The organism is Pseudoalteromonas lipolytica, from assembly GCF_900116435.1.
Lineage (GTDB): Bacteria > Pseudomonadota > Gammaproteobacteria > Enterobacterales > Alteromonadaceae > Pseudoalteromonas > Pseudoalteromonas lipolytica.
This window is the reverse complement of record NZ_FPAZ01000016.1, coordinates 63,780-89,553: the sequence shown is the minus strand read 5'-3', so window position 1 is coordinate 89,553 and position 25,774 is coordinate 63,780. Positions and strand designations below refer to the sequence as shown.

Below are 25,774 nucleotides of genomic sequence, written 5' to 3'. Positions count from 1 at the left end.
TTCCTTTTACCATTCAAACATGTAAGCCATTTTGCTTATCATTCTTAGCGGCACTTTGTGCTCACAGCGTTTAGCATATAAATGCTGAAGTGACTTGTCTTTGATTTCACCTACAATCACTTCTTTAACCTGATAACCTAACGCCGTAGCAGCTTGTGCATAGGCAATAAATTCCCATTTTTTTATATTGGTGTTATCTACAATCACCAAGGGGATTTCTTCAGCTAAGGCATTAATAAATCGCGCTAAGTTTAAATTATGATATTCAGGGAGCTTAAATTTATCGAATTGATAGACACCTTCGCTGTTATAAAAATAATCATCGGTTGCGCACACAACATAATCACTTTCATTACCAGCCACCAATTCATCGGCAAGGCTTTGCGCATAATATGATTTACCTGAGCCGGGTAAGCCGCGAAGAATAAAAACTTGTTTCATAGCACCTGTAATACAAATAAGTTAAAAACAATAAGAAACGATTTCTTGTTTAGGATTGATAATAATGCCACAAAATAACCAATTAGCGCAGCGAGAATTTAAATAATCGTCATTTTAACGCAAAATATTGATGCTATTTTATCCAATTGAAGAAAAACTTCTAAAGAGTGTGCCGGAATAGTTTTTTTATTTGATTTACGAAGGTAAGATAGTCGATTCAAGTGCAATGCACAGCATTATAATATTAGGCAACTTATATCATTGGAGTGAAGATGAGCCATTTAGCGATTTCAGAGCTATTAAAAGGCAAGGTTGCGGTAGACAGCCAAGTAACAGTAAAAGGCTGGATCCGTACACGCCGCGATTCAAAAGCAGGAATTTCATTTTTAGCCGTTCATGACGGTTCGTGTTTTGATCCTATTCAAGCGGTAGTACCTAATTCACTTAATAATTATGATGAAGTTACACGTTTAACGGCGGGTTGTTCTGTTTCTGTAACAGGTGTGCTTGTGCAATCTGCTGGCCAAGGTCAGTCGTTTGAAATTCAAGCAAACACGGTTGAAGTATTAGGCTGGGTAGAAAACCCAGACACCTACCCTATGTCAGCTAAACGTCATAGTATTGAATACCTTCGCGAGCATGCGCACCTACGCCCACGCACTAACATTATGGGTGCAGTAACACGTGTTCGTAACTGTTTAGCACAAGCTATTCACCGTTTTTATCATGAGCAAGGTTTTTACTGGATCAGTACGCCTATCATTACAGCAAGTGACTGTGAAGGTGCCGGTGAAATGTTCCGTGTATCAACACTTGATATGCAAAATCTACCACGCACAGATAAAGGCGATATCGATTACAGTGAAGACTTCTTTGGTAAAGAAGCATTCTTAACTGTATCTGGTCAGTTGAACGGTGAGACGTATGCGTCTGCTATGTCTAAAATCTATACCTTTGGCCCTACTTTCCGTGCTGAGAACTCAAACACATCGCGTCACTTAGCCGAATTTTGGATGGTAGAACCTGAAGTTGCGTTTGCTGATTTAGAAGACATCGCAAAACTTGCTGAAAATATGCTTAAGTATGTCTTTAATGCCGTATTAACTGAGCGCCGTGACGACATGGAGTTTTTCGCACAACGTGTTGAGAAAACGGCCATTTCACGTTTAGAAGAGTTTGTAACCAAAGACTTTGCACAAGTTGATTACACTGACGCTATCGAAATTTTAAAAGCCTGTGGTAAACAGTTTGAATTCCCTGTTGAGTGGGGTGTAGATTTACAATCTGAGCACGAGCGTTACTTAGCAGAAGAACATTTTAATGCGCCTGTTGTTATTAAAAACTACCCACGCGATATTAAAGCCTTCTACATGCGTCAAAACGAAGATGGCAAAACAGTAGCAGCAATGGATGTTGTTGCGCCTGGTATCGGCGAAATCATTGGTGGTTCACAGCGTGAAGAACGTTTAGACGTACTTGACCAACGCTTAGAAGAAATGGGCTTAGATAAAGAAGACTACAGCTGGTATCGTGACCTACGTAAATACGGCACAGTACCACATTCTGGTTTTGGCCTAGGCTTTGAGCGTTTAGTCGCTTATGTAACGGGTATGGGTAACGTACGTGACGTTATTGCATTCCCACGTACTAAAGGCAGCGCGACTTACTAAGCAAGCTTAAATGTTAGTGTTAAAAACCAGCCAATTGGCTGGTTTTTTTATACCTATAAATACGCAGCCTTCTCAATTAAATCACCAGCATAATGATTACAAAAGCCAATCTATACTCTATAGTCAACGTTAGTGATTTATAAAGGGGCTATTATCAAACATGCTCATACACTCTCTTAAGATATTAACCCTCACCGCTATTTTTACCTTATCGCCCCGCTTGGTTGCCCTTGAAGAACCCGTTAATGCGAAACCGATTTTAATCGCAGGATCAACGACCGTGACAGAGCTGCTTGTAGAAATTAAGGACGAGTTACGCAATGGCTTTGGCAACTCAATACAAATTAGACCCATGGGCAGTGATAAAGGCATAAAAGCCATTGCCGACAATGTGATTGATGTTGGCAGCAGTTCACGATACCTCACAAAGATTGAACAAGAGAAGTGGCCTTATTTAAAGCAAATTGTGATTGCACAAGATGCGCTTGCTTTTTTCATCAATAGTTCTTTGAATATCGACAACCTGACCAGTAATGAGCTTAGAAACATCTACCAAGGTAAAATAAACACGTGGTCTAGCCTGTCATCAAAAACACCAAAATTAAGTAACAAAAATGATGAGATCCTACTTTTTAGTAAAGGGACTCATCACGGCAGTTTTGATGTGTTTTTAGAGTTTCTCGAACTTGATTACATTAAAGACCCCGATACAAACTACATAAGATTAAAAAATGCAGGCAACAGAGGCTTGTTTTCTAACCAGCGAGTGAGCCTATATGACCATTTCAACCAAGCGCTGGGCATTGTTCAACGGATTCCAAACGCGATTGCCTACGACTCTTACGGTGCAATAAGTAAACTCGAAGACGATAGACGCATTAATAAAGTAACACTGTTATCAATTAATAACGTTAAACCTTCCAAAGAAACGATAGAAAATGGCGATTATGAATTTGTAAGACCGTTAATTCTGATAGTTAATACCCAATCGCCCCGCTCTAAGCTGATTGGCGAAAAGCTAGTAATGCTCTTAAAGTCTCCACAAGTCCAAGCCAAAATGAGCAACCAAGGGTATTTAGCAGTGAATTAATAGAGGTGTAACCAATAGAAGACCTCTTATGTCTAAAAAACAACTTGAAGGCGCATAAACTTGTAGGCGAATAAAACAGTCTATTGAGCTCAGTAAAAGTTCGTCTAAACCGTACTAAGGAACAGTTAAAGCCGGTAAAGCTAATCAGAGCAAATAAAGTCCCAAAGCAAGTTTATGTAACATGCCGATTTTCGATAAAGAAAAGTCGCGCGTTAGTTACATTTATAACGCCCTTACTCGTATTCAGACAGAAACGAGTATAAAAAAAGCTGCGCACCTAGAAGGTGAACAGCTTTTAACAACCAGAATCGTTATGTATTACAGTGCGTTTTCAAGCTCGGGTAATACATCAAATAAGTCAGCAACTAAACCATAATCAGCCACTTGGAAAATAGGTGCGTCAGGGTCTTTATTTATTGCAACAATGACTTTTGAGTCTTTCATACCCGCCAAATGCTGAATGGCCCCACTGATACCTACTGCAATGTATAAATCAGGGGCAACAATTTTACCCGTTTGACCTACTTGCATATCATTTGGCACAAAGCCCGCGTCAACTGCAGCACGAGACGCGCCAATTGCCGCACCTAGTTTGTCAGCGATACCGTTTAATAACGCGAAATTTTCACCATTTTGCATACCTCGGCCACCCGAAATAACCACCGGTGCTGCCGTGAGCTCAGGACGCTCTGATTCAGTTTGTTCTTGTGATACAAACTCGCTTAAGCCCGAAGACCCTTTACTATCAATCGCTGAGACAGAAACAGGGGCTTGTTCAGCGGCCACATCAAAGCTGCTTGCACGTACAGTGATTACTTTTTTAGTATCGAGTGATTTAACGGTTGCAATTGCATTACCCGCATAAATTGGACGCTTGAACGTGTCAGCATCAATCACATCAATAATTTCTGAGATTTGCGCAACATCTAATAAGGCCGCAACACGTGGCATAAAGTTTTTGCCCGTTGTCGTAGCACTTGCCACAATGTGTGAATAATTGTCACTAAGAGATAAAACAAGATCAGCCACATTCTCAGCTAATTGGTGAGCGTATGCTGTATCGTCAGCAACGAGTAAATTGCTAACACCGGCGATCGACGCTGCCTTTTCGCTCATAGCCGCTAGATTTTCACCAGCTAATAATAAATCAACGTCAAAACCTAATTTAACAGCAGCGGTCATTGTTTTATGTGTTTCAGGCTTTAGAACACCGTTGTCGTGTTCAGCTATCACTAATGTTTTCATTTAGATCACCTTCGCTTCTGTTTTTAACTTTTTAACCAACGTCGCAACATCTTCAACGATAATACCGGCTGAACGTTTTTCAGGTTCATTAACTTCAACAAGCTGAATGCGCGGAGCAAGGTCAACACCTAAGCTATCTGCAGCAATGACCTCTAACGGTTTGCGCTTTGCTTTCATAATATTTGGCAACGATGCATAACGCGGCTCGTTTAGGCGTAAATCTGTCGTTACAATGGCAGGTAATTTAAGCGCGACAGTTTGTAAACCACCATCTACTTCACGCGTAACATTCACAGTACCTGATTGCACATCAACTTTAGAGGCAAAAGTACCTTGGCCACGTCCTGTTAAAGCAGCGAGCATTTGACCTGTTTGATTATTGTCTGAATCAATCGATTGTTTGCCTAAAATAACCAGCTCGGGTGACTCTTGCTCAACAATCTTACTTAATAGCTTCGCTACGTGTAGCGACTCTAGTTTTTCTTCAGTTTCGATATGAATCGCTTTATCTGCACCCAGTGCTAATGCTGTACGTAATTGCTCTTGAGATGATTTATTACCAATAGTTACAGCCACAACTTCTGTTGCCGTGCCTGCTTCTTTCAAACGAATAGCTTCTTCAATTGCAATTTCACAAAACGGGTTCATCGCCATTTTTACATTAGCTAAATCAACATCCGATTTATCTGCTTTAACGCGTGCTTTGACGTTATAGTCAATTACTCTTTTAATTGGAACGAGGATTTTCATCGTGACTCCATCAATTGTGTGTTCTTAAAGCTGACGTCTACGTCAACTTATTTATTTTATGATTTCAGACTACTTCCTGTTGACGTAAACGTCAACCTAAAATAACCTTAAAGTATTCACAGCCTGTAACGTTTCATTTGCAAGTATGAAATACGGTTCTTTTAATGCAGGTCCGTCACTGATAAGAGGTTTATATGGTCGAACGCGAAACCATGGAATTTGATGTTGTTATCGTAGGCGCAGGCCCAGCGGGTTTATCAACAGCTATTCGATTGGCACAACAAGCACAAGAAAAACAACAAGAATTAATGATCTGTGTGGTAGAAAAAGGCTCTGAGGTGGGCGCGCATATTTTATCGGGTGCGGTATTCGAGACACGCGCACTTGATGAGCTACTCCCAGATTGGCAATCATTAGGAGCGCCTGTTTCAACAAAAGTGACTCAGGATGACATTTACTGGTTTAATAACAGTGAAAAAGCCACCAGCATCCCCCACTTTGCGAGCCCCAAAACGTTCCACAATGATGGCAACTATATTGTTTCGATGGGCAATGTATGTCGATTTTTAGCTGAACAAGCAGAAAATCTAGGGGTAGAAATTTTCCCCGGATTTAGTGCGCACTCGTTAATTATCGAAGATGACACCGTGAAAGGGATTATTACCGGCGATATGGGTCTTGATAAAGACGGTAATGAAAAAGACGGCTATATGCCGGGCATGGAATTAAGAGCAAAATACACAGTATTTGCTGAAGGTTGCCGTGGTCATTTAGGCAAAGAGCTTATTAATCATTTTGCCCTTGATAAAGATGCATCACCCCAGCACTACGGCTTAGGCTTTAAAGAAATTTGGCACGTTGACGAAAGCAAACATAAACAAGGTACTGTGGTTCATGGTACTGGTTGGCCACTAACGGGTGATACAAGCGGTGGTGCGTTTATGTATCACAGCGAGAACAACCAAGTTGTGGTTGGTTTAATTGTCGACCTTAATTACTCAAACCCGCACCTGAGTCCGTTTGATGAATTTCAACGCATGAAACATCACCCAATCTTTAAAGACGTATTAGAGGGCGGTGAACGTATTGCGTATGGCGCTCGTGCGATAGCAAAAGGCGGCCTGCACTCTTTACCAAAAATGCATTTTCCTGGTGGCTTAATTGTCGGGTGTGATGCCGGCACACTGAATTTTGCTAAAATTAAAGGTAATCACACGGCTATGAAATCAGGCATGGTCGCTGCCGATGTGATTGTTGAGGCGCTTGCTCAAGGCAAAGAAAATAGCGATTTAGCTGAATATGCAACCGCATTTGAGCAAAGCTGGGCCTATAAAGAGCTGTATCAATCACGCAACTTTGGCCCGGTTATGCACAAGTTAGGTAAATTTTTGGGTGGCGCATACAACACACTTGACCAAAATATCTTTGCAGGGAAACTTCCCTTCAAGTTTGAAGACAATACACCTGACTATGCAACACTTGTTGATGCAAGCAGAGCCGAAAAGATTAGTTATCCCAAACCCGATGGCAAACTGAGCTTTGATAAATTATCGTCGGTGTTTTTATCAAATACGAACCATGAAGAATCTCAGCCTTGTCACTTAAAGCTCAAAGACAACAGCATTCCAATTAACGTAAATTTAGTGAAGTTTGACGAACCAGCACAACGTTATTGTCCTGCAGGGGTTTATGAAGTTCAAGAAATCGAAGGCCAAAAAGAGTTTGTGATCAATTCACAAAACTGCGTGCATTGTAAAACCTGCGATATTAAGGATCCAAGTCAAAACATTTGCTGGGTCACGCCTGAAGGTGCGGGTGGACCAAACTACCCTAATATGTAACGCACGTTACTCATTTAATTACTATTTATCCTAAATTCAGGGGCTTCGGCCCCTTTTTTAGTCTATGCTTAAGATCTGTTTACCTTTGCAGATTAAGATTTGTTCAAACTTGGGACGCTTTAATCACGGCACGTGGTTTGTAACCTAGTGAGCTAAGTAAAAACCGAGCAACAAAGAGTAAAGCGCCACTAAGCATAACTCAAAGGGTAGCGCCTGTTTGGTTTCGATGCTGCGTTATCGGCTATTCATGGAGATAACCACACGCCATAGCCGCTGCCTTGACTGAATCGCACACAGACTGCTGCAAATTTAACCTTGAAAGGTAAGCAAACCCTTAGTCGTGTTTAAATTTATAGTGAGTGATATATGCCGTCATCAAGTGTAACTTTTCGTTTTTTAGCTGAGCCTACTGATGTGAACTTTGGAGGTAAAGTACACGGAGGTGTTGTAATGAAATGGATAGACCAAGCAGGCTATGCCTGTGCAGCGGGTTGGAGCGGTCACTACTGTGTCACCGTGTCTGTTGCTGGCGTTAAATTCCAGCGCCCTATTCTTGTCGGACAAATTGTTGAAGTTAACGCCAGTATTGCGCATACCGGTAAAACAAGTATGCAAATTTTTATTCAAGTGCGTTGCGGCGACCCTAAAACACAAAACTTAGTCGAAACAAATCACTGTGTTATTAGTTTCATAGCAATGGATGAAGCGGGTTACCCTATCGCGGTACCGACCTACACAGCTGAAACTGATGAAGAAAAGAAAATCGAAAACTACGCAATTAAAATGAAAGAGATTGCCATTGAAACAGAAACATTACTGCAAAAAGCGTAGTTAAGTAACTTCTACATAGCTGATTGAAATTGTTGCGCGTATGAAACTGAACAGCTGCTCACTGATTAATCATACTGCGCAAAAAAAGCCTAAAACAGTGTTAAAACCAATACTTTAAGCGTATAAAATATATTGGCATATTCAGTGCAATAGTTCCTACGAGCGATATGAATACATCGTTTATTTATTTTTTAAAGGAGCTATTAAATGATTAAAGTAATTTCAATTTCTGCACTTTCTTTAGCACTACTTGGTTTTAATAATGCTGCCCATGCAGATACTTCCGAAATGGATTCTCCTCGTATTTATACTGGTATTGGTTATGGTCAATACTCTTTCCAATTTGAAGACAGTGAAAACGACACCGATTTCGATGATGATTCACAAATGCTTAAAGGCTACATAGGGACACAGTTCAATAAGTACTTAAGCCTAGAGCTTGCCTATCAAAACTTTGATGAAGCAAGTGACATTGATTCAAAAGTAGAGCTTGATGGTATTTCCCTCGCAGCGAGGCTTGCTGCCCCCATTACTGAGAGCTTTTCAGTGTATGCGAAAGGCGGGTGGCTTGAATGGGATGCCGAAGTGGAACAAGATTTAGGTGATCTTGGCAGCATTAGTGCAGATACAGATGGCGGCGATGTATTTTATGGCGCAGGTATTGAGTATGCTTTTACTACCAATATGCAAGTACGTTTTGAGTATGAGCGTTATGAGCTTGAAGATGATATTGACCCTGATATGGATGTCGCATCGGTCTCTTTTCAGTACATGTTTTAATTTAGACCACTTAGTTTAAATGTTTAAAGGCAGCCCAGACTGCCTTTTTTTGTGTTTGCATGTAAAATGATGGCAGTTTTTCCTAATTACAACGCATTATGAGCGAATATCAATTAACGGCTGTCGGGCATATCCATTCTCCTTATAAACAAAAGTTTGCCATACCACGGCAACCACGTTTAGTACCCGAAGCAAAAGCAAAACTCGTTTTTACAGCTGATTTCAATCGTGAAGAATTTGTGCGTGGCCTCGATGAGTTTAGTCATATTTGGCTGCTATTTAGATTTCATGAAACAGCAGACAAAGGCTATTCAGCTATGGTACGCCCTCCTCGCTTAGGGGGTAACGAGCGTAAAGGTGTATTTGCAACGCGTGCCACGTTTAGACCCAACGCAATCGGTATGAGTGCCGTAAAACTTGAAGGCATTGAATACAAAAATGGCCAGTTGAGCTTATTGTTATCGGGTATTGATTTACTTGATGGCACGCCTATTTTAGACATCAAACCCTATTTACCTTACTCAGATGCAATGCATGAGGCCAGTGCTGGCTTTGCCGACACCCGCCCAGAAACAGATATGAGTGTAGAATTTAGCGAAGAATCGCTTGCTTTTATCGCTAAACAAACCGATTATCCCGAATTAAAAGCCTTTATCAGCAATGTGTTAAAGCAAGACCCACGCCCTGCTTACAAAAAGCAACGTGAATCAACACAAAGCTACGGCATGACATTATATGATTTTAATATTCGTTGGTTTGTTACTGGCGACCATAATACTGTAACCAGTATCGAAAAATGCTAGTTTTTAACAGTTAGCGCTTTAGTGTCACCGCTTCCGCTGGTAAACTGAGCGCCTTGTTACTACTCAAATGATTTGAGTAAACGATAATAATTTTAACACTACTTGGAATAGAGATGCGTACCAGTCAATATATACTCGCAACACTTAAAGAAACTCCGTCTGATGCTGAGATTGTTTCTCATCAATTAATGCTACGAGCTGGCATGATCCGCCGCGTTGCGTCGGGTTTATACACGTGGTTGCCCTCTGGTTTACGCGTACTGAAAAAAGTAGAAAACATTGTACGTGAAGAAATGGATAAAGCCGGCGCAATCGAAATGCTAATGCCGATTATCCAGCCAGCTGACTTATGGGAAGAATCGGGCCGTTGGGAGCAATTTGGTCCTGAATTACTGCGTATTAATGACCGCCACAATCGCCCATTCGCACTTGGTCCGACGCACGAAGAAGTTATCACTGATTTCGTTCGTAAAGAAGTAAGCTCATATAAACAACTTCCACTGACTCTTTATCAAGTACAGACAAAAGTACGTGATGAAGTGCGTCCTCGTTTTGGTGTGATGCGTGCACGCGAATTCACCATGAAAGATGCGTATTCTTTCCATTTAAGTGACGAGTGTTTAGAAAAAACATACCAAGTAATGCACACAGCATACTGCAATATCTTTGAGCGTCTGGGTCTTGATTACCGTCCAGTTATTGCTGATACCGGCTCTATTGGTGGCAGCGTGTCGCATGAGTTTCATGTACTGGCTGAATCTGGTGAAGATGCCATTGCATTCAGTGATGCAAGTGATTACGCAGCAAATATCGAAAAAGCTGAAGCGCTTGCACCAACAGATGCACGTCCAGCAGCGACAAAAGAGCTTAAGGCATTCCCTACGCCAGATGCAAAAACAATTGCTGAGCTAAAAGAGCATTACGGGGTTAAACCTCATCGTGGCGTTAAAACACTGATTGTGTATGGCGCACCTGATGAAAACGAACAACGTGGTTTAGTGGCTCTTATCGTACGTGGTGATCATGAATTAAATGAACTAAAAGCAGAGAAACACCCGCTTGTTGATTCACCTCTTGAAATGGCTAAAGAAGAAGACATCGTTGCGGCGATTGGCGCGAAACCAGGCTCACTAGGCCCTGTTGGTCTAAACATGCCTATTATTGTAGACCGCACTGCCAATGTAATGGCTGACTTTGTTGCCGGTGCAAACAAAGATGGTGAGCACTTTAGCGGCATTAATTGGGACCGCGATGTTGAAAACTATGAAGTTGCCGATATTCGTAATATTGTTGAAGGCGATCCTAGCCCATGTGGCCAAGGTACGTTACAAATTAAACGCGGTATTGAGGTTGGTCATATCTTCCAACTGGGTACTAAATACTCTGAAGCTATGAAAGCAGGTGTATTAAGCGAGTCAGGTAAAAATCAGATCATGACAATGGGTTGTTATGGTATTGGTGTATCGCGTATCGTTGCCGCAGCCATTGAACAAAATAATGATGAATACGGTATTAAATGGCCACAACCTATTGCACCGTTTGATTTAGCCATCGTTCCTATGAACATGCATAAATCTCATCGTATTCCTGATATTGCAAACAACTTATATGACGGTCTAAAAGCGCAAGGTATCGATGTGTTATTTGATGACCGTAAAGAGCGTCCAGGTGTTATGTTCAACGACATGGAATTACTCGGTGTGCCTTACACACTGGTCATTGGTGAACGAAATCTAGATGAAAATAAAGTTGAGCTTAAAAACCGTCGTACGGGTGAAAAGCTCATGCTTGATTTAGACACTGCAATCGCTGAAATTGCGGCATTAGTAAAAGGCTAAACCTTTTACGCTATCTCAGTTAAAAAAACCGCTTCGGCGGTTTTTTTGACCATGAGCACTTTGTCATAGTTGTTTCGCTAAACCGTCTTTTTAATGTCACCTTCTATCCCTAGCATTTAGCTTATTACACCATGAGTAAATGCCATGAATAACACAACTAGCAGTAATAAAACTCACTATCCTGCCGTTTGGATTTCCGACGTTCACTTAGGTTACAAAGACTGCCAAGCTCAGTATTTATTAAACTTTTTAAATTCTATCGAATGTGATGTACTTTACCTTGTTGGCGATATAGTTGATTTATGGTCAATGAAACGGCAGTTTTTCTGGCACCCAAGTCACTATGATGTACTTGCGCTTATTCAAAAAAAAGCCAAAGACGGCACGCGTGTTATTTACATACCAGGAAACCATGATGAAACTTTTCGTCATTACGCCAACGAGTCATTATTTGGTATAGAAGTTCATAAAAAATATATACACACCACGAAGGCGAATAAACGTTTTTTGCTTTTGCACGGTGATGACTTTGATTCAGCAACCCGTTACAACAAGCTAATTAGCATAGCGGGTGATGCTGGATACGATTTTTTACTCTTTTTAAACCGCTGGACAAACCGAATTAGACGTTTGTTTGGAGGGAATTACTGGTCACTTGCTTCGTGGATCAAAGCACGTGTACACAAAGCACGTGCAGCAATTGAAGCCTTTGAAAATGCAGCAATTCATGAAGCAAAAAAACAAGGCGTTGATGGCATTATATGTGGCCATATTCATCACCCTGCGGTGAAAATTGTCGATGATATTGTGTATTGCAATGACGGAGATTGGATAGAAAACTGCACAGCGCTTGTTGAAAACAGTTGCGGAAAAATTGAGTTGCTACATTGGAGCGAAACACAAAAAGTCATTCACTCTGCAGATATCAGCAAACTAAACCCAACCCCCGCCTTCGACAAAAGCCAAGATGCGGCATAAGCTGTTTAACCTTTGAGCCACATCGACAATTTATTGCGTAATGTGGCTTGCTTAATGGGTTTTGTAATGTAATCGTTCATGCCAACACTTAAACACTTTTCTCTGTCGCCAGCCATGGCACTGGCTGTCATCGCAATGATGATCACATCTTGATAAGCATCGCCTGCTTTACCTTGTCTGATTTCCTTTGTGCAGTCATAACCATTTAAGTTGGGCATTTGACAGTCCATTAAAATTAAATCGAATATTGTCTTACTATTTTTCAAAAGTTCTAATGCTTCAAAGCCATCATTGGCTGATTCAATAGTCACATTGCTGTCGCGAAGGATGGCTTTACTCACTTCAATATTAATTAAATTATCATCAACAATAAGAATATGTTTATCGCTCAAATCAATTCTAACTTGCTCTTTATCTGTGCTTTTAACATGCTCAACAAACTGCTGACTATTATTCAATAATAGCGCTAATCGATAGCTTAATTCATCAGGCGTAATGGGCTTTGCAATCACCATTACATTAGCTGGTAAGTCATATTTTTTGGCAAGTGACGACATAACCCCTAAGATGAGTGCATGTTTTTGCAGATGATTTTTCGCCCAATTCAACACTAGCTCGAATAAGGGATGTTTGTGCTCAACAATCACTAAATCAAGTAACTTAAGTTCAGCCTCTGTCACGTTATTTAACCTAAGTAGCTGTTTGGGTGCTGGCTCTGATAGTACAGTAAGTTGTTTTTCAAGGTTAGTTGCCAATTTATCGTACTGCACCGCGATACCCATCCGTTTTTCAGGTAATGCAGCAATTACACTGTGTTGTATGGATGTGTCTGAAGGTGCGACACAAACACTTGCGATAAAACAGCTGCCCTTACCTTTTTCGCTTTCTACTGTGATATCACCGCCCATAAGTTGCGATAACTTGCGACTGATTGACAAACCAAGGCCGCTTCCACCGTAATGACGCGTTGTACTCGAATCTTCTTGGGTAAACACCTCAAATAGCTTATCTTGATTCTCTTTTGAAATTCCAATTCCAGTATCACACACCGAAAAATTCAACATTAGCTTATTTTTCTCAACAGACAGCTGTGTAACTGTCAGGCTAACATGCCCTTGGTGGGTAAATTTAAAGGCGTTACTTAACAGGTTATTTAAGATTTGTTTTAGTCGATGACTGTCACCCATAACCGTTCTTCGTGCAATGCCACTGCAATCAAAAAGTACTTCAATGCCTTTTTTCTGTCCTTGCACTGCCATCGATGTCACTAAATCACTGCACACAGATACCAGATCAAATTCGTGACAGTCTAAATCGAGTTTGCCTGCCTCGATTTTCGAAAAATCAAGAATATCGTTTATCAGCGTCATTAAAGAATTAGCGCTACTATTCGCGTAATGTAAATATTTTTTTTGCTGTGGGGTAAGCAGTTCTTCTTCAAGCATTTCTAGCATACCGAGTACACCATTCATCGGGGTCCGAATTTCATGGGAAATATTGGCAACAAACTGACTTTTAGCTTTACTTGCCGCTAATGCTTTTTCGGTTGCTTCTTCAAGCTCGGCTGTGCGCATCTTTACTTTTTCTTCCAGTGAACCATTGAGCTTTTCAAGCTGATGTTGAGCACATTTCAGCGAATCAATATTGCGTAATATTGCCGCAATTTGAAATTCTTGATTAGCCGCATCAAAAATAGGAGCCATGGTAATCGAAAAGTAGTGGGTATTTTCATCGGCAATATGTATCGCTTCGAATGAGCACCGTTTTTCTTCTTTAAGTGCCTGAGCAATGCCCTGAAAATCTTCGTCATTGTAGTTAAATAATTCATCAAATTGGGTGTGTTGCTCTTCAATACCAAAAAACTCTTTCGCTGTTTTATTCGCATTATCGATAACACCGTTTGCTTTTATCATAATAATGGCATCGGATGAGCTTTCGATTATTTTGCTATTCTTCTCCTTAAGAAAGCTTAGCTCGAGTTTACGATTAATATCTCGCTGGTAAATAATGAACAAGATAACGACTACTACAATGATCAAACAGAGCATGGCTATAAATCTGTAGCGCTTTTGCTTTATTTCATACAGTAAGTTTTCAGTATCAATTGCCACTGCTATCGTTAACGGCTCCATTTGAATACCATTTTGAAATGCTATCTCCTCTTTCAAAAAAAGCCTGTCAGGTAAGTTCACCACGTCAAAGAGATCAACGTGAGCCATATCATGATTACTATTAAATTCTTCGTACCAAAAATGCGCATCGCCTTTTTCAAAACTAAAACGGTATGCTTCATTTGGATGATAGATAAATTGTTGTTTTGCATTTAAAAGAAAAACATTAAATTTTCGCGGGGTTCCTTCTATTAAGCCTTGAATTAAATCGTCTGCATAATAGTTAATGATTAACACCGCGAAAGGGTCACCATTGGCATCGTTAGTCAGCTTAGAGACTCGGTACGTGCTTACATAAGGCACTTGAAGTGCGCCGTTTTCACGATTGTAATTAATAGGTGACACATAAATATGGCCATTAGTTAATTGACGGGTGATTTGCATGTAATCACGCTGACCTTTGTGCTGTAAATTTTGCTCAGCAATACGGCTGACTTTGCCGTTTATGTTGTCTACACGTACAACCTCTTTGCCGTTATCAGCGACATATATGTAGCGTGCTTGCGCTAAATCTTTGTCGGTTGCCATAAACCCGCTAAATATTTTAGCTAAGCGGTCTTTCCAGGCTGAAATGGGCGTGCCTAACACAGGGTCGATATTATTTTCATTTGTGGCCCGCATAATCGCCATGATCGGCGGGGTTGCATCAAGGAAGTTTAAAGCTGAAATATTCTCTCTTAACGTCGTAGTAAAGGTCGACTTTTTTGCTGAAAGCTCTCGCTGCATTTGCTCATAAGTTCGTTTGTAGACATCTTCACGCGTATCAATTTCATATTTTACGGTTGCTAAGCACGCCATTATGACAAGGACAATAAATGCAAATATAGGTAACTTGTGTAGCACTATTAAACGCGATAATTTTTCAGAATCCATTGAACAAAAAGCCTTATTTACCACCTTGTAAATAGTATAGGAGAATTTCATGATAAAGATGGGGGAAAGATAAAAAATTATAATTAATTATGACTACCTACAGCAGCGTTCGCTAGAAACGAAAAAAGCACCAAAACGGTGCTTTTAATCGTATAAATAACTGACTTATTGACTATCTAAATAGCACGTCTTCTTTATTAAACCACTTAACGCAGAAAGCCAATAACGCCCCCGCTACAATAACGGTGGCTAAGAAAATGAGCCCAACGAGGGTGTAATCAACAGTGCCTTTAATAATCTCTTTAATCGCTAAAGCAACATTCGTTACCGGAATAAACGCCGTTTTGCTGGTGAGCTCTACGTTAGGCATTAGCGCAATCATAATCGGGAAAATAACCCCAATACTCAGCGGTGCCATGTAGTTTTGTGCTTCTTTAAAGGTACGTGCGTAAATAGAAATCGCGAGCGCAAGCGATGAAAAAATGGCCGCAATTGGAACGAGTAATATAAAAATCAATCCCAAATCAAACACAGTTAATGAGCTAAATGCTGTTTTAACAACGGCTAAATCAACAAATGCGATAGCAACAGACACCCAAATTCCCATACTGAGTACCGTAATCGTCGTTGTTGCGATAGATGAAGCGAGTAATGTAATAAATTTACCAAGAACCAGCTGCGTACGCGTGATTGGCGTAAGTAAAAGAGTTTCCAGCGTACCGCGCTCTTTTTCTCCCGCACCTAAATCAATCGCTGGGTAGGTTGCGCCCATTAAAACCAGTGGGATCAATAAATAAGGAATAAACCCGCCAATTTTTTCACCCAGATTTTCACGTTTATCAGCCGTATCCACTTTCACGACTTTTATAGGCTCGATAATCGCAGCCTGTTGCTGCTCTGATACACCAAAACTTAACAGCTTGGTAGTACGCAGTTTATCGCCATACTCTTTGGCAAGTTCTTTTACACGGTCAAACAAAAAGTTAATCGCTTTTGCATCGTTATACACGACTTGCCATTCACTCTGTTTGGCATTATCTAATGTTTGTTTGGCATCTGAGGGTAAGTATATCCCCATGTCAATCGTGCCAGCTTTAACTGCATTTGTTAAATCTTCAACTGAATTGAACGTTTCTTCGCCTTTATACTGTGAAAAGCTTTTATGATAAAAAACTTTATCTGTAAACTCTTGTGCGTATTGACCATTAATAATGGCGTAGGTATGCACTTCTTGCTCAGCCTCTAACGCAGCTTGCGAGCTAATAAAGGCCATAATTGCAAATAACAATGGAAAAATAGCAACAGGTAGCGCAACCACAAATATGAGTGTTTTACGGTCGCGTAATAGCTCTTTTAATTCCTTTTTAAATACTTCAAACATCACGACTCTCCGTTAAAATATTCATAAACGCTTGGTTCAGCACGTCACTTTGTCCTGTTTGTTTAAATTCATCTAACGTGCCATCAAAGCAGCTAAGTCCTTGATTAATTACTGCGACACGGTCACATAACAAGGCGACTTCATCTAAATGATGCGTTGAAAAAATAACCGGTGTGCCCTGCTCTTTCAGGCCTTTAATAAAGTTAATAACGGTTTGTGTGGTCATAATATCAAGGCCAGTGGTTGGCTCGTCAAGTATGACGACGTCTGGCTGGTGGATCACTGCACGCGCTATATTGGCTTTTTGTTTCATACCTGTAGAAAGGTTTTCGGCGCGTTTATCAATAAAACTGTGCATATCGAGTAAAGTAAACAATTCGTCACAACGTGATGCAATCAGTTTTTTATTCATACCATGCAGGCGTGCAAAGTATTCTACATTTTCTTTGACGGTTAATCGCCCATACAAGCCAGTGCTGCCTGATAAAAAGCCAATTGATTTTCGTCCAATCAATGGCTTTTTAACAATATCGTGACCAGAGATAGTAATACTGCCCTCATCTGGTTTCAATGCGGTAGAAATCATTCTAAGTGTCGTTGTTTTACCCGCACCATTTGGACCAAGTAAACCCAATACTTCACCTTTATCGCAGTGAAAACTGACATCTCTTACAGAGTGAAAAAATTGCTTATCTTCACGGGGATCGATTTTATCCGTGTTGTTTTTTTTATGATCTTTCGTCAGCTTAAATTTCTTTTTAAGCCCTGCTACTTCAATCATGTTCGTTTCCTTCGTTTCGGTCTAAAGTAATCTGTATTACTGTAAAATTCTGGATTTTCATTGTCGGTCCACCACCCTGGCACACCTAACAAAGGGAGTGGCGATAAGTTTTTATTATCACGCAAACAATCATCAAACTTAATCATCTCATAAAGGCGTTGATCTAGATATGCATATTGACTGCTTAAATCTTTACAAAATATGTCATCAGGAACAACGATAAACAACGCCTTGCCTGTCAAACCTATATAAGGTTGAGTGAGCATTTCATAATTTGCATGACCAAACATATAAGGACGAATAGTGCGCCCCCATTCTTCGCGCTTATCAACAAATGCATGTTCCCATTGATGATCACGCAATTGTTGTTGCCATTGCGTGTGTGTAATTGCAAGCACAACACCACATTCATCAAACAATGTTAGGGCGTTTCGGTGTTTACTTCGCTCTTTTAGACCATGTAGTTTAATTTCTTCAATATGTTGATGGTTTATCAGTGACTTTGTTTTTGGAAACAAACACCAAATAAACCCACCAAAGAGATCGTGCCAATTCTGTTGCCGCGTCGGCACGTGGCCCGTTTCGAATATAATTTGTTCATAGTAACGGCTTTCATCAGCAAACTGCTCGTCTTCAACAAAGCGAATAGCTTGGCCTTGCGACGTTGTGGCATTTAAAAATTGTGAAAACCATTGGCAACTCGGCCAATCAGTCAATTCATGAATTTTGAATAAATCGGCTAAGTCGGCAAATGCGCCGGTGGTTAAATACTGTGTTGACCACTGCTCTGGCGGTGTAAATCGTTTCATGGGCTATTACATTTAACTTCTTGAAGCTTTACGCTAGTTTACCGTAAAAACTGGTTCTCATTAATAGAACCTCATATACTATTGCCATCTTAAAACAAAAAAAGAGCTATTATGAAACGCTATTTTCCAATGACAGTACTCGCAAGCGCTATTCTTGCAGGCTGTGCTTCAACAAGTATTACTTCTGATGATGTAGAAAAAGCCTATCAAAGCATTAATTCAGCACAATTAGCTGAGCATATTAAAGTGCTTGCTTCAGATGAGTTTGGTGGTCGTGCACCTTCATCAAAAGGTGAAGAATTAACCCTTGCTTACCTAACAGAGCAATTCAAAGCGCTTGGTTACCAACCAGGTAATGGTGATAGCTTCTTACAAGAAGTGCCTCTGGTATCCCTTGAAGCCGACCCTAACATGGTCCTTACTATCGGTGGTAAAGATTATGAGTATAAAAAAGACATGGTCATGGGCAGTAGCCGTATCAGCGCACAACAAAGCATCAAAGATTCTGAACTCGTGTTTGTTGGTTACGGTGTTAACGCCCCTGAATATAACTGGAACGACTACGAAGGCTTAGACGTTGAAGGTAAAACAGTGGTTATGCTGGTCAACGACCCTGGTTTTGCTACAAAAGATCCGGCGCTATTTACCGGCGATGCGATGACCTATTATGGTCGTTGGACGTATAAATATGAAGAAGCGAGCCGCCAAGGTGCCGCAGGTGCAATTATTATTCACGAAACCGCACCGGCCTCTTATCCTTGGTCTGTGGTTGAAAACTCATGGAGTGGCGAACAGTTTGGTTTTCAAAAAGAAAACAACAATATGGACCGTGTTGCTGTTGAAGGTTGGGTAACGACAGATGTCGCTAAAGAGCTTTTCACAAAAGCAGGCTTAGACTTCGATACCATGAAAGCCAACGCAGCTAAAGGTGCATACCATGTTGATATGGGCGATTTAACCGCAAGCGTAACTGTAAATAATACAATTAAAAAGTCGATTTCATATAACTTTATTGCGACTCTGCCTGGCAGCGAAAAACCAGACGAGCATGTTATATACTCAGCTCACTGGGATCACTTAGGCACTGATAAAACCCGTAAAGGTGATCAGATTTATAACGGTGCGCACGATAATGCGACAGGTACTGCGGGTTTAATTGAGGTTGCTGAAGCATTTACAAGTTTACCGAAGCACCCTAGCCGCTCAATGACCTTTTTAGCTGTTACCGCTGAAGAGCAAGGCTTACTTGGCTCTAAGTATTACGCTGCTAACCCCGTTATTCCTGCTAAAAATACTGTTGCTAACATTAATATGGATAGCTTGAACTTGCTCGGTAAAGTAAAAGATATCAGTGTTGTTGGTATTGGTAAGTCAGAAATGGACACGTTATTAGAAACGGCAGCTAAGGCACAAGATAGAACTGTTTCGGGCGATCCTAAACCTTCATCAGGTGGCTACTACCGCTCAGATCATTTTGCATTTGCAAACATGGGCGTGCCTGCAATGTATGCAGGCGGTGGAAGTGTTGCTTTTGATGAAGAAACGGCCACTTACCGCAAGCGCATGAGTTTAGTGCTTCGTGGTTGTTATCATCAACCTTGCGATCGTTACCGTGATGAATGGGATCTTTCAGGCGCAGTTCAAGACCTTCAGTTATTCTATCAAGTTGGTTTTGATATCTCTGAGCGTGAAGAATGGCCTAAATGGAATGAGAGCTCAGAATTCCAACGCAAATAGATGCAAATGATATTGATTTTCATTTAAAGTAATAATACAGTGTAATCTGATTAATTTTTAGGTTGCACTGTATGATTTTATTAACACAATCGAGATTCTTTTCTCAAAAAGCGAGGTGTTATATTACGGACAATAAGCGCTTATTCTTGCCCCTTTTAATTCTTATTGCCCTTGTTGTACCAGCAACTCGCGGGTTTACCTTACAAGCATTAAGCGATGCTTTTTTTCAGGTTTCTGTTTTCGTAGCCGCAACCCTATTAATCTATTACTATTTAATTGATCGCCTTCCCCAACTGCAATTAAGCTATTTACACGCAAGATCTGGTTTTTTAGAGGTGAGCTTTGCCTCTATATTGGGCGCATTACCCGGTTGTGGCGGAGCAATCATTGTTGTCACTCAATTTACTAAACGACAAGCAAGCTTTGGTTCTGTGGTTGCGGTATTAACAGCCACAATGGGTGATGCTGCATTTTTACTACTCGCAACCCGCCCACTTGATGGCCTTATTATGATGTTTTTAGGCGTGTGTGTGGGCATCATCAGCGGACAAATCGTTAACCTTTTTCATAGTCGGCACCGCTTTCAGCCTTCACAGCCAAGCGACTATATTGAAGAGCCACAATGTCAGCCAAAAGCAATCCAATTTAGCCGACCTATTTGGAAGTTTTCACTGATCCCAAGTGTGATCATCGCTTTTTTAATTGCTATGAATGTTGAAAAAACTCTTTTTAGCCAACCTATTATCGATATCATCAGTGTGTTTGGATCGATAATGGCCTTGTTTGTGGTTGTTATCTGGGCGTTGTCGTCAAAAGGTCAAAATTACAAACAAATTACCAGCGAAGAAGCGCCCTGCACCCCGCCTTCAAAGTTAACGAAAGTCTTGATGGATACACACTTCGTTACTGCCTGGGTTGTCGCTTCGTTTATGGTATTTGAGATTTTTGTTAATGTGGTGGGTGTTGACCTGACTGGTTGGTTTTCTGACTATGCCTATTTAGCCCCCTTGATAGCTGTTGCCATAGGACTGCTTCCGGGTTGCGGACCACAAATTGTGGTTATGACTCTTTATATTCAAGGCATTATTCCGTTTAGCGCGATGGCTGCAAATGCAATCTCTAATGATGGTGATGCCCTGTTCCCTGCAATAGCGCTGGCTCCACGAGCCGCAGTGGTCGCCACTGTTTATTCGTCTATCCCAGCCTTGATTGTTGGTTACGGTTTATATTTTTACGGTCTTTAGTGTAGAGATTAAACGCACAATGCCCTATGAAAACAGGGCATTGTGCGACGCGTGCTATTTAGGACATGGGCCGTACTGATTGTGTTCTTTTTCTGAGTCTAAAACACAGAACACAATAACGATAAGCACACCAACAACAGGTAATAAATACAAAAGCTGCCACCAACCTGACCGGCCAGTATCATGAAGACGTCTGGTGGTTGCACTTAATGATGGTATAAAAAGCGCTAATGCATAAATACTGCTAATAATCTCTTCGCCCAGTAAGCTATCAATTAAGCCGCAAAGCATCGCAAATAGCAGGTAAAAGAGGATAAACATCCAATATGACTGACGACGTATGCGCCCGGTAAAGTCGGCATATCTATTCAACGCTTCTTTAAAGTGCTCCATTTAATTCCTTGTAAAATATCGTTATTTATACACATTCACTTAAACATCATACATAAAAAAACCAGCCGTAGCTTAATGCAGATCAGTTAAGGAAAAACCAATAAAATAAAGGGTTACAGCGATGATTTATAAAAATCTTACTGTAGCCCTTTTGCTATATGGTCTTTAGCTAATTTTATCCCCACCTGCTTTAAGCAGCTTTAACTGAATAATATTCACATATTTATTCAAAAAACTGCTTAACTGACTGGCATTAAGCCGTAGCTGGTTTTTTAATAACGAATAAATTAGCTCATTGCCATCATCATTTTTGCGGGATCTTCTAAGTAAGATTTCCACAAATTATTGAATCGAGCAATAGTACCGCCATCGATAACACGGTGGTCACCAGACCAGCTCACTTGCATAATAGCTGCCGATACCACATGACCATTTTCATCAAAGCGCGGTAAATGCTGTAATTTACCTAATGCGACAATTGCCACCTCAGGCTTATTGATGATCGGGGTTGCAATTGTGCCACCAATCGCACCAATATTAGAAATACTGATTGTTCCACCCTTTAAGTCATCAGGTGATACACGACTATCACGAGCGGCTTCTGTTAAACGAGTAACTTCGTTTGCAACATCAACAATGCTCTTCGACTGGCATGATTTAATATTAGGCACTAATAAACCAATCTTCGAATCTACTGCCATACCAATATTATGATCATCAAAGTACGTCAACTCCGTACACTCATCGTTTACTTGCGAGTTAAGCACTGGGAACTGCTTAATTGCAAGCGACAACGCTTTGATAAAAAATGGCATCATAGTGAGCTTAACGCCCTGCTGCTTATACTGCTCTTTTAAATCAGTACGCAGTGCAATAAGTTTTGTTAAATCGATTTCGTCACAGAATGTAAAATGAGGAATTGTCGATACTGACGCAACCATTTGCTTAGCCATCGCTGCTTTAATGCCTTTAATTGGCTCAACACGGCTTCCGCCTGTCGCTACCACAGGTGTTGATTGTGATGTTGCTGACGAAACAGTTTCAGTGCGTGCTTGGCTTTGACCCTCATTTAAGAAGTCTTCAATATCCTGCTTATAAATACGGCCATTTTTACCCGAACCTGGCACTTGCGTTAAATCAACATCTAGCTCACGGGCTTTACGACGCACTGCCGGTGATGCAACTGCTTTTTTGTTAAGCTGTTTATTTGCAGCAGGCGTTGCTGGTTTTTCTGAAGGTTTATTGGCCGCGTTAGTTTGTGCTTTAACAACCGCTGAGCTGACATCAGGCTCGGCAGTATGGCCTTCGATACTCATTTGGAATAACGGGCTGTGTACCGCAGCAATATCGCCTTTTTGATAGTAAAGCTTTTCGACTTTACCCGTGTATTTAGCCGGAATTTGAACCAAAGCTTTGTCTGTCATCACATCACAAACAGCTTGATCTTCTACTATTTCATCGCCTTCGCTGACTAACCACTCAACGATTTCGCATTCAACAATACCTTCACCAATGTCTGGCAAGATAAAGTCTTCTAAATGCGAGCCTGAGGTTGCAGTTTGCGGTGTTGGCTGTGCAGCGGTATCGTCTGCTGCTTCAACTGTTTGGCTTGGCGTTTCACCATCAACATCCATTGCAAATAAAGGAGCATGCACTTTTGCAATATCACCTTTTGCGTAATATAACTTGCTGATCACACCATCGTGCACTGCAGGAATTTGTACAAGTGCTTTGTCGGTCATTACGTCACAAATAGGCTGATCTTCTTTTACCGTATCACCCTCTGCAACTAACCACTCAACGATTTCACACTCTACGATGCCTTCGCCGATATCTGGTAAGATAAAATCTTTAGACATACTGACTCCTAAAACTCAACTGATTGCTTAATCGCAGCAAGCACTTTGTGCGCATCTGGCACATATTCTTTTTCAAGGGCGAGTGGGTACGGCGTATCTAAACCACACACACGTGCAATTGGCGACTCTAAGTGTAAGAAACACTCTTGTTGAATAGTCGCAACAATCTCGGCCCCAAAACCATTGGTAATTGGCGCTTCGTGGCTAACAATTAGGCGTCCTGTTTTAGTAACAGATTTAGCAATTGTTTCAACGTCCCAAGGTAAAATTGTACGTAAGTCAATAACTTCACAACTAATACCCTGTTCAGCTGCTTTTTTCGCTGCGTCTTCAATGATTTCCATCTGCGCACCCCAAGCAAGTAAGGTAACGTCAGTACCTTCTTGAACAACTTCGGCTTTACCAAGCTCAATGCTGTAATCTTCTTCAGGCACTTCACCGGTTGATGCACGATATAAACGCTTAGGCTCAAAGAAAAGAACCGGGTTGTTGTCCTTGATTGATGCACGTAATAAACCTTTAGCTTGATAAGGGTTACGTGGCACAACCAATTTTAAACCTGGGGTATGTGCAAAATAAGCTTCAGGCGATTGTGAATGATATAAACCACCTGCAATCCCGCCACCATACGGCGTGCGAATTGTTAAATTACCCACGTTAAATTCATTACCACTGCGGTAACGGAATTTAGCTGATTCATTCACAATTTGGTCAAATGCAGGGAAAATATAATCAGCAAATTGAATTTCTGCTAATGCAGGCGCACCGAATGCAGCAAGGCCATTGGCAAAACCTAAAATACCTTGCTCAGTCAAAGGTGTATTAAATACACGATGCTTACCGTATTTCTCTTGTAAGCCTGAGGTTGCACGGAATACACCACCAAAATAGCCAACATCTTCACCAAAAATACAGGCATTTGGGTGCTCTGCCATGGTGATATCAAGGGCAGAATTAATTGCATGAAGCATGTTCATTTTAGCCATTACTTTAATCTCCCTGCAGTCGTTGGATAAGCATCAGGATGCTGCAAAATGTGTTGTTTTAATTCTTCGTATTGTTTTTGCAGTGATGGAATTGGCGTATCGTATACATCAGAGATAAGTTCTTCTAACGCTGGTTTCGCCACTTTTTCTGCACGTTTAAGTGCCGCTAAAATTTCTTCACGAATAGTTTCTTTATCTTTCGCATCTTGGGCTTCATCTAACCACCCCTGCTTAAGTAACCACTTGCGAAAACGCTCAATTGGGCAACCTTGATGTTTGGCTTCTTCGTCTTTACTGCGGTAACCACTTGGATCATCACTCGTAGAGTGTGCACCTAGTCGATAAGCAATCGACTCAATCAGTACCGGCTCACCATGAGTTGTAACGATTTCACGTGCTTTCTTAGTCGCAGCATAGACAGCAAGTGCATCTGCACCGTCAACTCGAATAGTTTTAATGCCATAACCAACACCGCGTGATGCAATACCGTCACCTTTAAATTGCTCATCTGCAGGCGTTGAAATCGCATAGCCATTATTACGTGCAAAAAAGATAACAGGCGCTTTATGAACCGCAGCCATATTCAAACCGGCATGGAAATCACCTTCTGAGGCAGCACCTTCACCAAAATAACAAATAGTGATGTTATCAATCGTGCTGTTTAAATCACCCGTTTCTGCATCAATGTGACGTACTTTTTGACCGTATGCGTAACCCGTAGCCTGCGGGATTTGTGTCCCTAGCGGCGACGATATAGTCATATAGTTAAGTTCGCGAGAGCCATAATGGATTGGCATTTGGCGACCTTTACCTAAGTCTTTCTCATTCGAGAACATCTGATTCATAAATTGATCTAGGCTAAAACCACGATAACGTAATGCTGCTTGTTCGCGGTACTGCGCCATAATCATGTCATTTTGATCAAGCGCTGCAGCCGAGGCAGTCACCGCCGCTTCTTCGCCTAAACATTGCATATAAAAACTAACACGACCTTGACGCTGTGCCGCTTGCATACGCTCATCAAGCGCACGAATGAATCGCATTGTCTCATAAAGACGAATTGCGGTGTCTTTGTCGATATCAGGTGCTGTTGCACCTTCATAGATGTCGCCTTCCTCATTAAGAATGCTTAATGTAGGGATTTTTAATGCGTGACCATCAATAAATGACAGTTCATGATTAATATTCAGCGATACGTTATTTGGATTACTCATAACCTACCTTCTTTCGTTGTCAGATACATACGCAACTGCCCTTATTTGAATTTTTATCA

At 41.0% G+C, this 25,774-nt stretch carries 21 protein-coding genes; 10 read left to right on the top strand and 11 right to left on the bottom strand.

Features of this window, described 5'->3' with window-relative positions; translation table 11 throughout:
* Positions 1-6: 6 nt before the first annotated feature.
* Positions 7-441 carry an ATP-binding protein gene (locus BM378_RS16125; protein WP_036968312.1) on the bottom strand — a complete coding sequence of 145 codons (435 nt, stop codon included), beginning with the start codon at positions 439-441 and terminating at the stop codon, positions 7-9.
* A gap of 272 nt (positions 442-713) precedes the next feature.
* Here BM378_RS16125 and asnS point away from each other — a divergent pair, with 272 nt between their 5' ends.
* The gene (gene asnS, locus BM378_RS16120) at positions 714-2,111 is read left to right on the top strand and encodes an asparagine--tRNA ligase (RefSeq protein ID WP_036968310.1); all 1,398 of its coding nucleotides are present in this window, start codon (positions 714-716) and stop codon (positions 2,109-2,111) included.
* A 160-nt stretch (positions 2,112-2,271) separates the two neighbouring features.
* Complete coding sequence (locus BM378_RS16115) at positions 2,272-3,201, top strand: PstS family phosphate ABC transporter substrate-binding protein (RefSeq protein ID WP_074989598.1); 930 nt, start codon at positions 2,272-2,274, stop codon at positions 3,199-3,201.
* Positions 3,202-3,519: 318 nt separating this feature from the next.
* On the opposite strand, the gene BM378_RS16110 is transcribed toward BM378_RS16115, so the two are convergent.
* Positions 3,520-4,446 carry an electron transfer flavoprotein subunit alpha/FixB family protein gene (locus BM378_RS16110; protein WP_074989597.1) on the bottom strand — a complete coding sequence of 309 codons (927 nt, stop codon included), beginning with the start codon at positions 4,444-4,446 and terminating at the stop codon, positions 3,520-3,522.
* Positions 4,447-5,196: an electron transfer flavoprotein subunit beta/FixA family protein gene (locus BM378_RS16105; RefSeq protein ID WP_074989596.1), complete on the bottom strand. Its 750-nt coding sequence runs from the start codon at positions 5,194-5,196 to the stop codon at positions 4,447-4,449.
* A gap of 194 nt (positions 5,197-5,390) precedes the next feature.
* Here BM378_RS16105 and BM378_RS16100 point away from each other — a divergent pair, with 194 nt between their 5' ends.
* The 6 genes from BM378_RS16100 to BM378_RS16075 all read left to right on the top strand — a co-directional run bounded on the left by BM378_RS16100 (position 5,391) and on the right by BM378_RS16075 (position 12,267).
* Positions 5,391-7,037 (top strand): electron transfer flavoprotein-ubiquinone oxidoreductase, encoded by a 1,647-nt coding sequence (locus BM378_RS16100; protein WP_036968302.1) that lies wholly within the window; start codon positions 5,391-5,393, stop codon positions 7,035-7,037.
* A 366-nt stretch (positions 7,038-7,403) separates the two neighbouring features.
* Positions 7,404-7,868, top strand: a complete 465-nt coding sequence (locus BM378_RS16095) for an acyl-CoA thioesterase (protein ID WP_074989595.1) — start codon at positions 7,404-7,406, stop codon at positions 7,866-7,868.
* A gap of 207 nt (positions 7,869-8,075) precedes the next feature.
* Positions 8,076-8,648 carry an outer membrane beta-barrel protein gene (locus BM378_RS16090; protein ID WP_036968298.1) on the top strand — a complete coding sequence of 191 codons (573 nt, stop codon included), beginning with the start codon at positions 8,076-8,078 and terminating at the stop codon, positions 8,646-8,648.
* Between the two features lie 98 nt (positions 8,649-8,746).
* Entirely contained in the window at positions 8,747-9,451 is a 705-nt protein-coding gene (tsaA, locus tag BM378_RS16085) for a tRNA (N6-threonylcarbamoyladenosine(37)-N6)-methyltransferase TrmO (protein WP_036968295.1), read from the top strand.
* A 113-nt stretch (positions 9,452-9,564) separates the two neighbouring features.
* Positions 9,565-11,289: a proline--tRNA ligase gene (locus BM378_RS16080; protein WP_036968292.1), complete on the top strand. Its 1,725-nt coding sequence runs from the start codon at positions 9,565-9,567 to the stop codon at positions 11,287-11,289.
* Positions 11,290-11,433: 144 nt separating this feature from the next.
* Positions 11,434-12,267, top strand: coding sequence for a UDP-2,3-diacylglucosamine diphosphatase (locus BM378_RS16075; protein ID WP_036968287.1), 834 nt, complete (start codon positions 11,434-11,436; stop codon positions 12,265-12,267).
* Between the two features lie 5 nt (positions 12,268-12,272).
* On the opposite strand, the gene BM378_RS16070 is transcribed toward BM378_RS16075, so the two are convergent.
* The 4 genes from BM378_RS16070 to BM378_RS16055 form a co-directional block, all read right to left on the bottom strand.
* Positions 12,273-15,311 carry an ATP-binding protein gene (locus BM378_RS16070; protein WP_083422926.1) on the bottom strand — a complete coding sequence of 1,013 codons (3,039 nt, stop codon included), beginning with the start codon at positions 15,309-15,311 and terminating at the stop codon, positions 12,273-12,275.
* Between the two features lie 172 nt (positions 15,312-15,483).
* Entirely contained in the window at positions 15,484-16,692 is a 1,209-nt protein-coding gene (locus tag BM378_RS16065) for an ABC transporter permease (RefSeq protein WP_065979954.1), read from the bottom strand.
* Positions 16,685-17,473 (bottom strand): ABC transporter ATP-binding protein, encoded by a 789-nt coding sequence (locus BM378_RS16060; protein WP_036968282.1) that lies wholly within the window; start codon positions 17,471-17,473, stop codon positions 16,685-16,687. Before BM378_RS16060 ends, BM378_RS16065 begins: the two co-directional genes overlap by 8 nt.
* A complete protein-coding gene (locus BM378_RS16055; RefSeq protein ID WP_036968279.1) occupies positions 17,470-18,282 on the bottom strand; it encodes a DUF3025 domain-containing protein in 813 nt (270 codons plus the stop codon). Before BM378_RS16055 ends, BM378_RS16060 begins: the two co-directional genes overlap by 4 nt.
* Positions 18,283-18,393: 111 nt before the next feature.
* Between BM378_RS16055 and BM378_RS16050 the strand changes: the two genes are divergently transcribed.
* Positions 18,394-20,019 carry a M28 family metallopeptidase gene (locus BM378_RS16050; RefSeq protein ID WP_036968276.1) on the top strand — a complete coding sequence of 542 codons (1,626 nt, stop codon included), beginning with the start codon at positions 18,394-18,396 and terminating at the stop codon, positions 20,017-20,019.
* A gap of 71 nt (positions 20,020-20,090) precedes the next feature.
* Positions 20,091-21,263, top strand: coding sequence for a putative manganese transporter (locus tag BM378_RS16045; protein ID WP_074989594.1), 1,173 nt, complete (start codon positions 20,091-20,093; stop codon positions 21,261-21,263).
* Positions 21,264-21,317: 54 nt separating this feature from the next.
* Here BM378_RS16045 and BM378_RS16040 read toward each other — a convergent pair whose 3' ends face one another.
* The 4 genes from BM378_RS16040 to BM378_RS16025 form a co-directional block, all read right to left on the bottom strand.
* Positions 21,318-21,656: a DUF805 domain-containing protein gene (locus BM378_RS16040; protein ID WP_065979958.1), complete on the bottom strand. Its 339-nt coding sequence runs from the start codon at positions 21,654-21,656 to the stop codon at positions 21,318-21,320.
* A 287-nt stretch (positions 21,657-21,943) separates the two neighbouring features.
* Positions 21,944-23,515: a dihydrolipoyllysine-residue acetyltransferase gene (locus BM378_RS16035; protein ID WP_074989593.1), complete on the bottom strand. Its 1,572-nt coding sequence runs from the start codon at positions 23,513-23,515 to the stop codon at positions 21,944-21,946.
* Between the two features lie 8 nt (positions 23,516-23,523).
* A complete protein-coding gene (locus BM378_RS16030; RefSeq protein ID WP_036968262.1) occupies positions 23,524-24,501 on the bottom strand; it encodes an alpha-ketoacid dehydrogenase subunit beta in 978 nt (325 codons plus the stop codon).
* Complete coding sequence (locus tag BM378_RS16025; protein WP_036968259.1) at positions 24,501-25,715, bottom strand: thiamine pyrophosphate-dependent dehydrogenase E1 component subunit alpha; 1,215 nt, start codon at positions 25,713-25,715, stop codon at positions 24,501-24,503. The genes BM378_RS16030 and BM378_RS16025 overlap by 1 nt, the downstream gene beginning before the upstream one ends.
* Between the last annotated feature and the right edge of the window lie 59 nt (positions 25,716-25,774).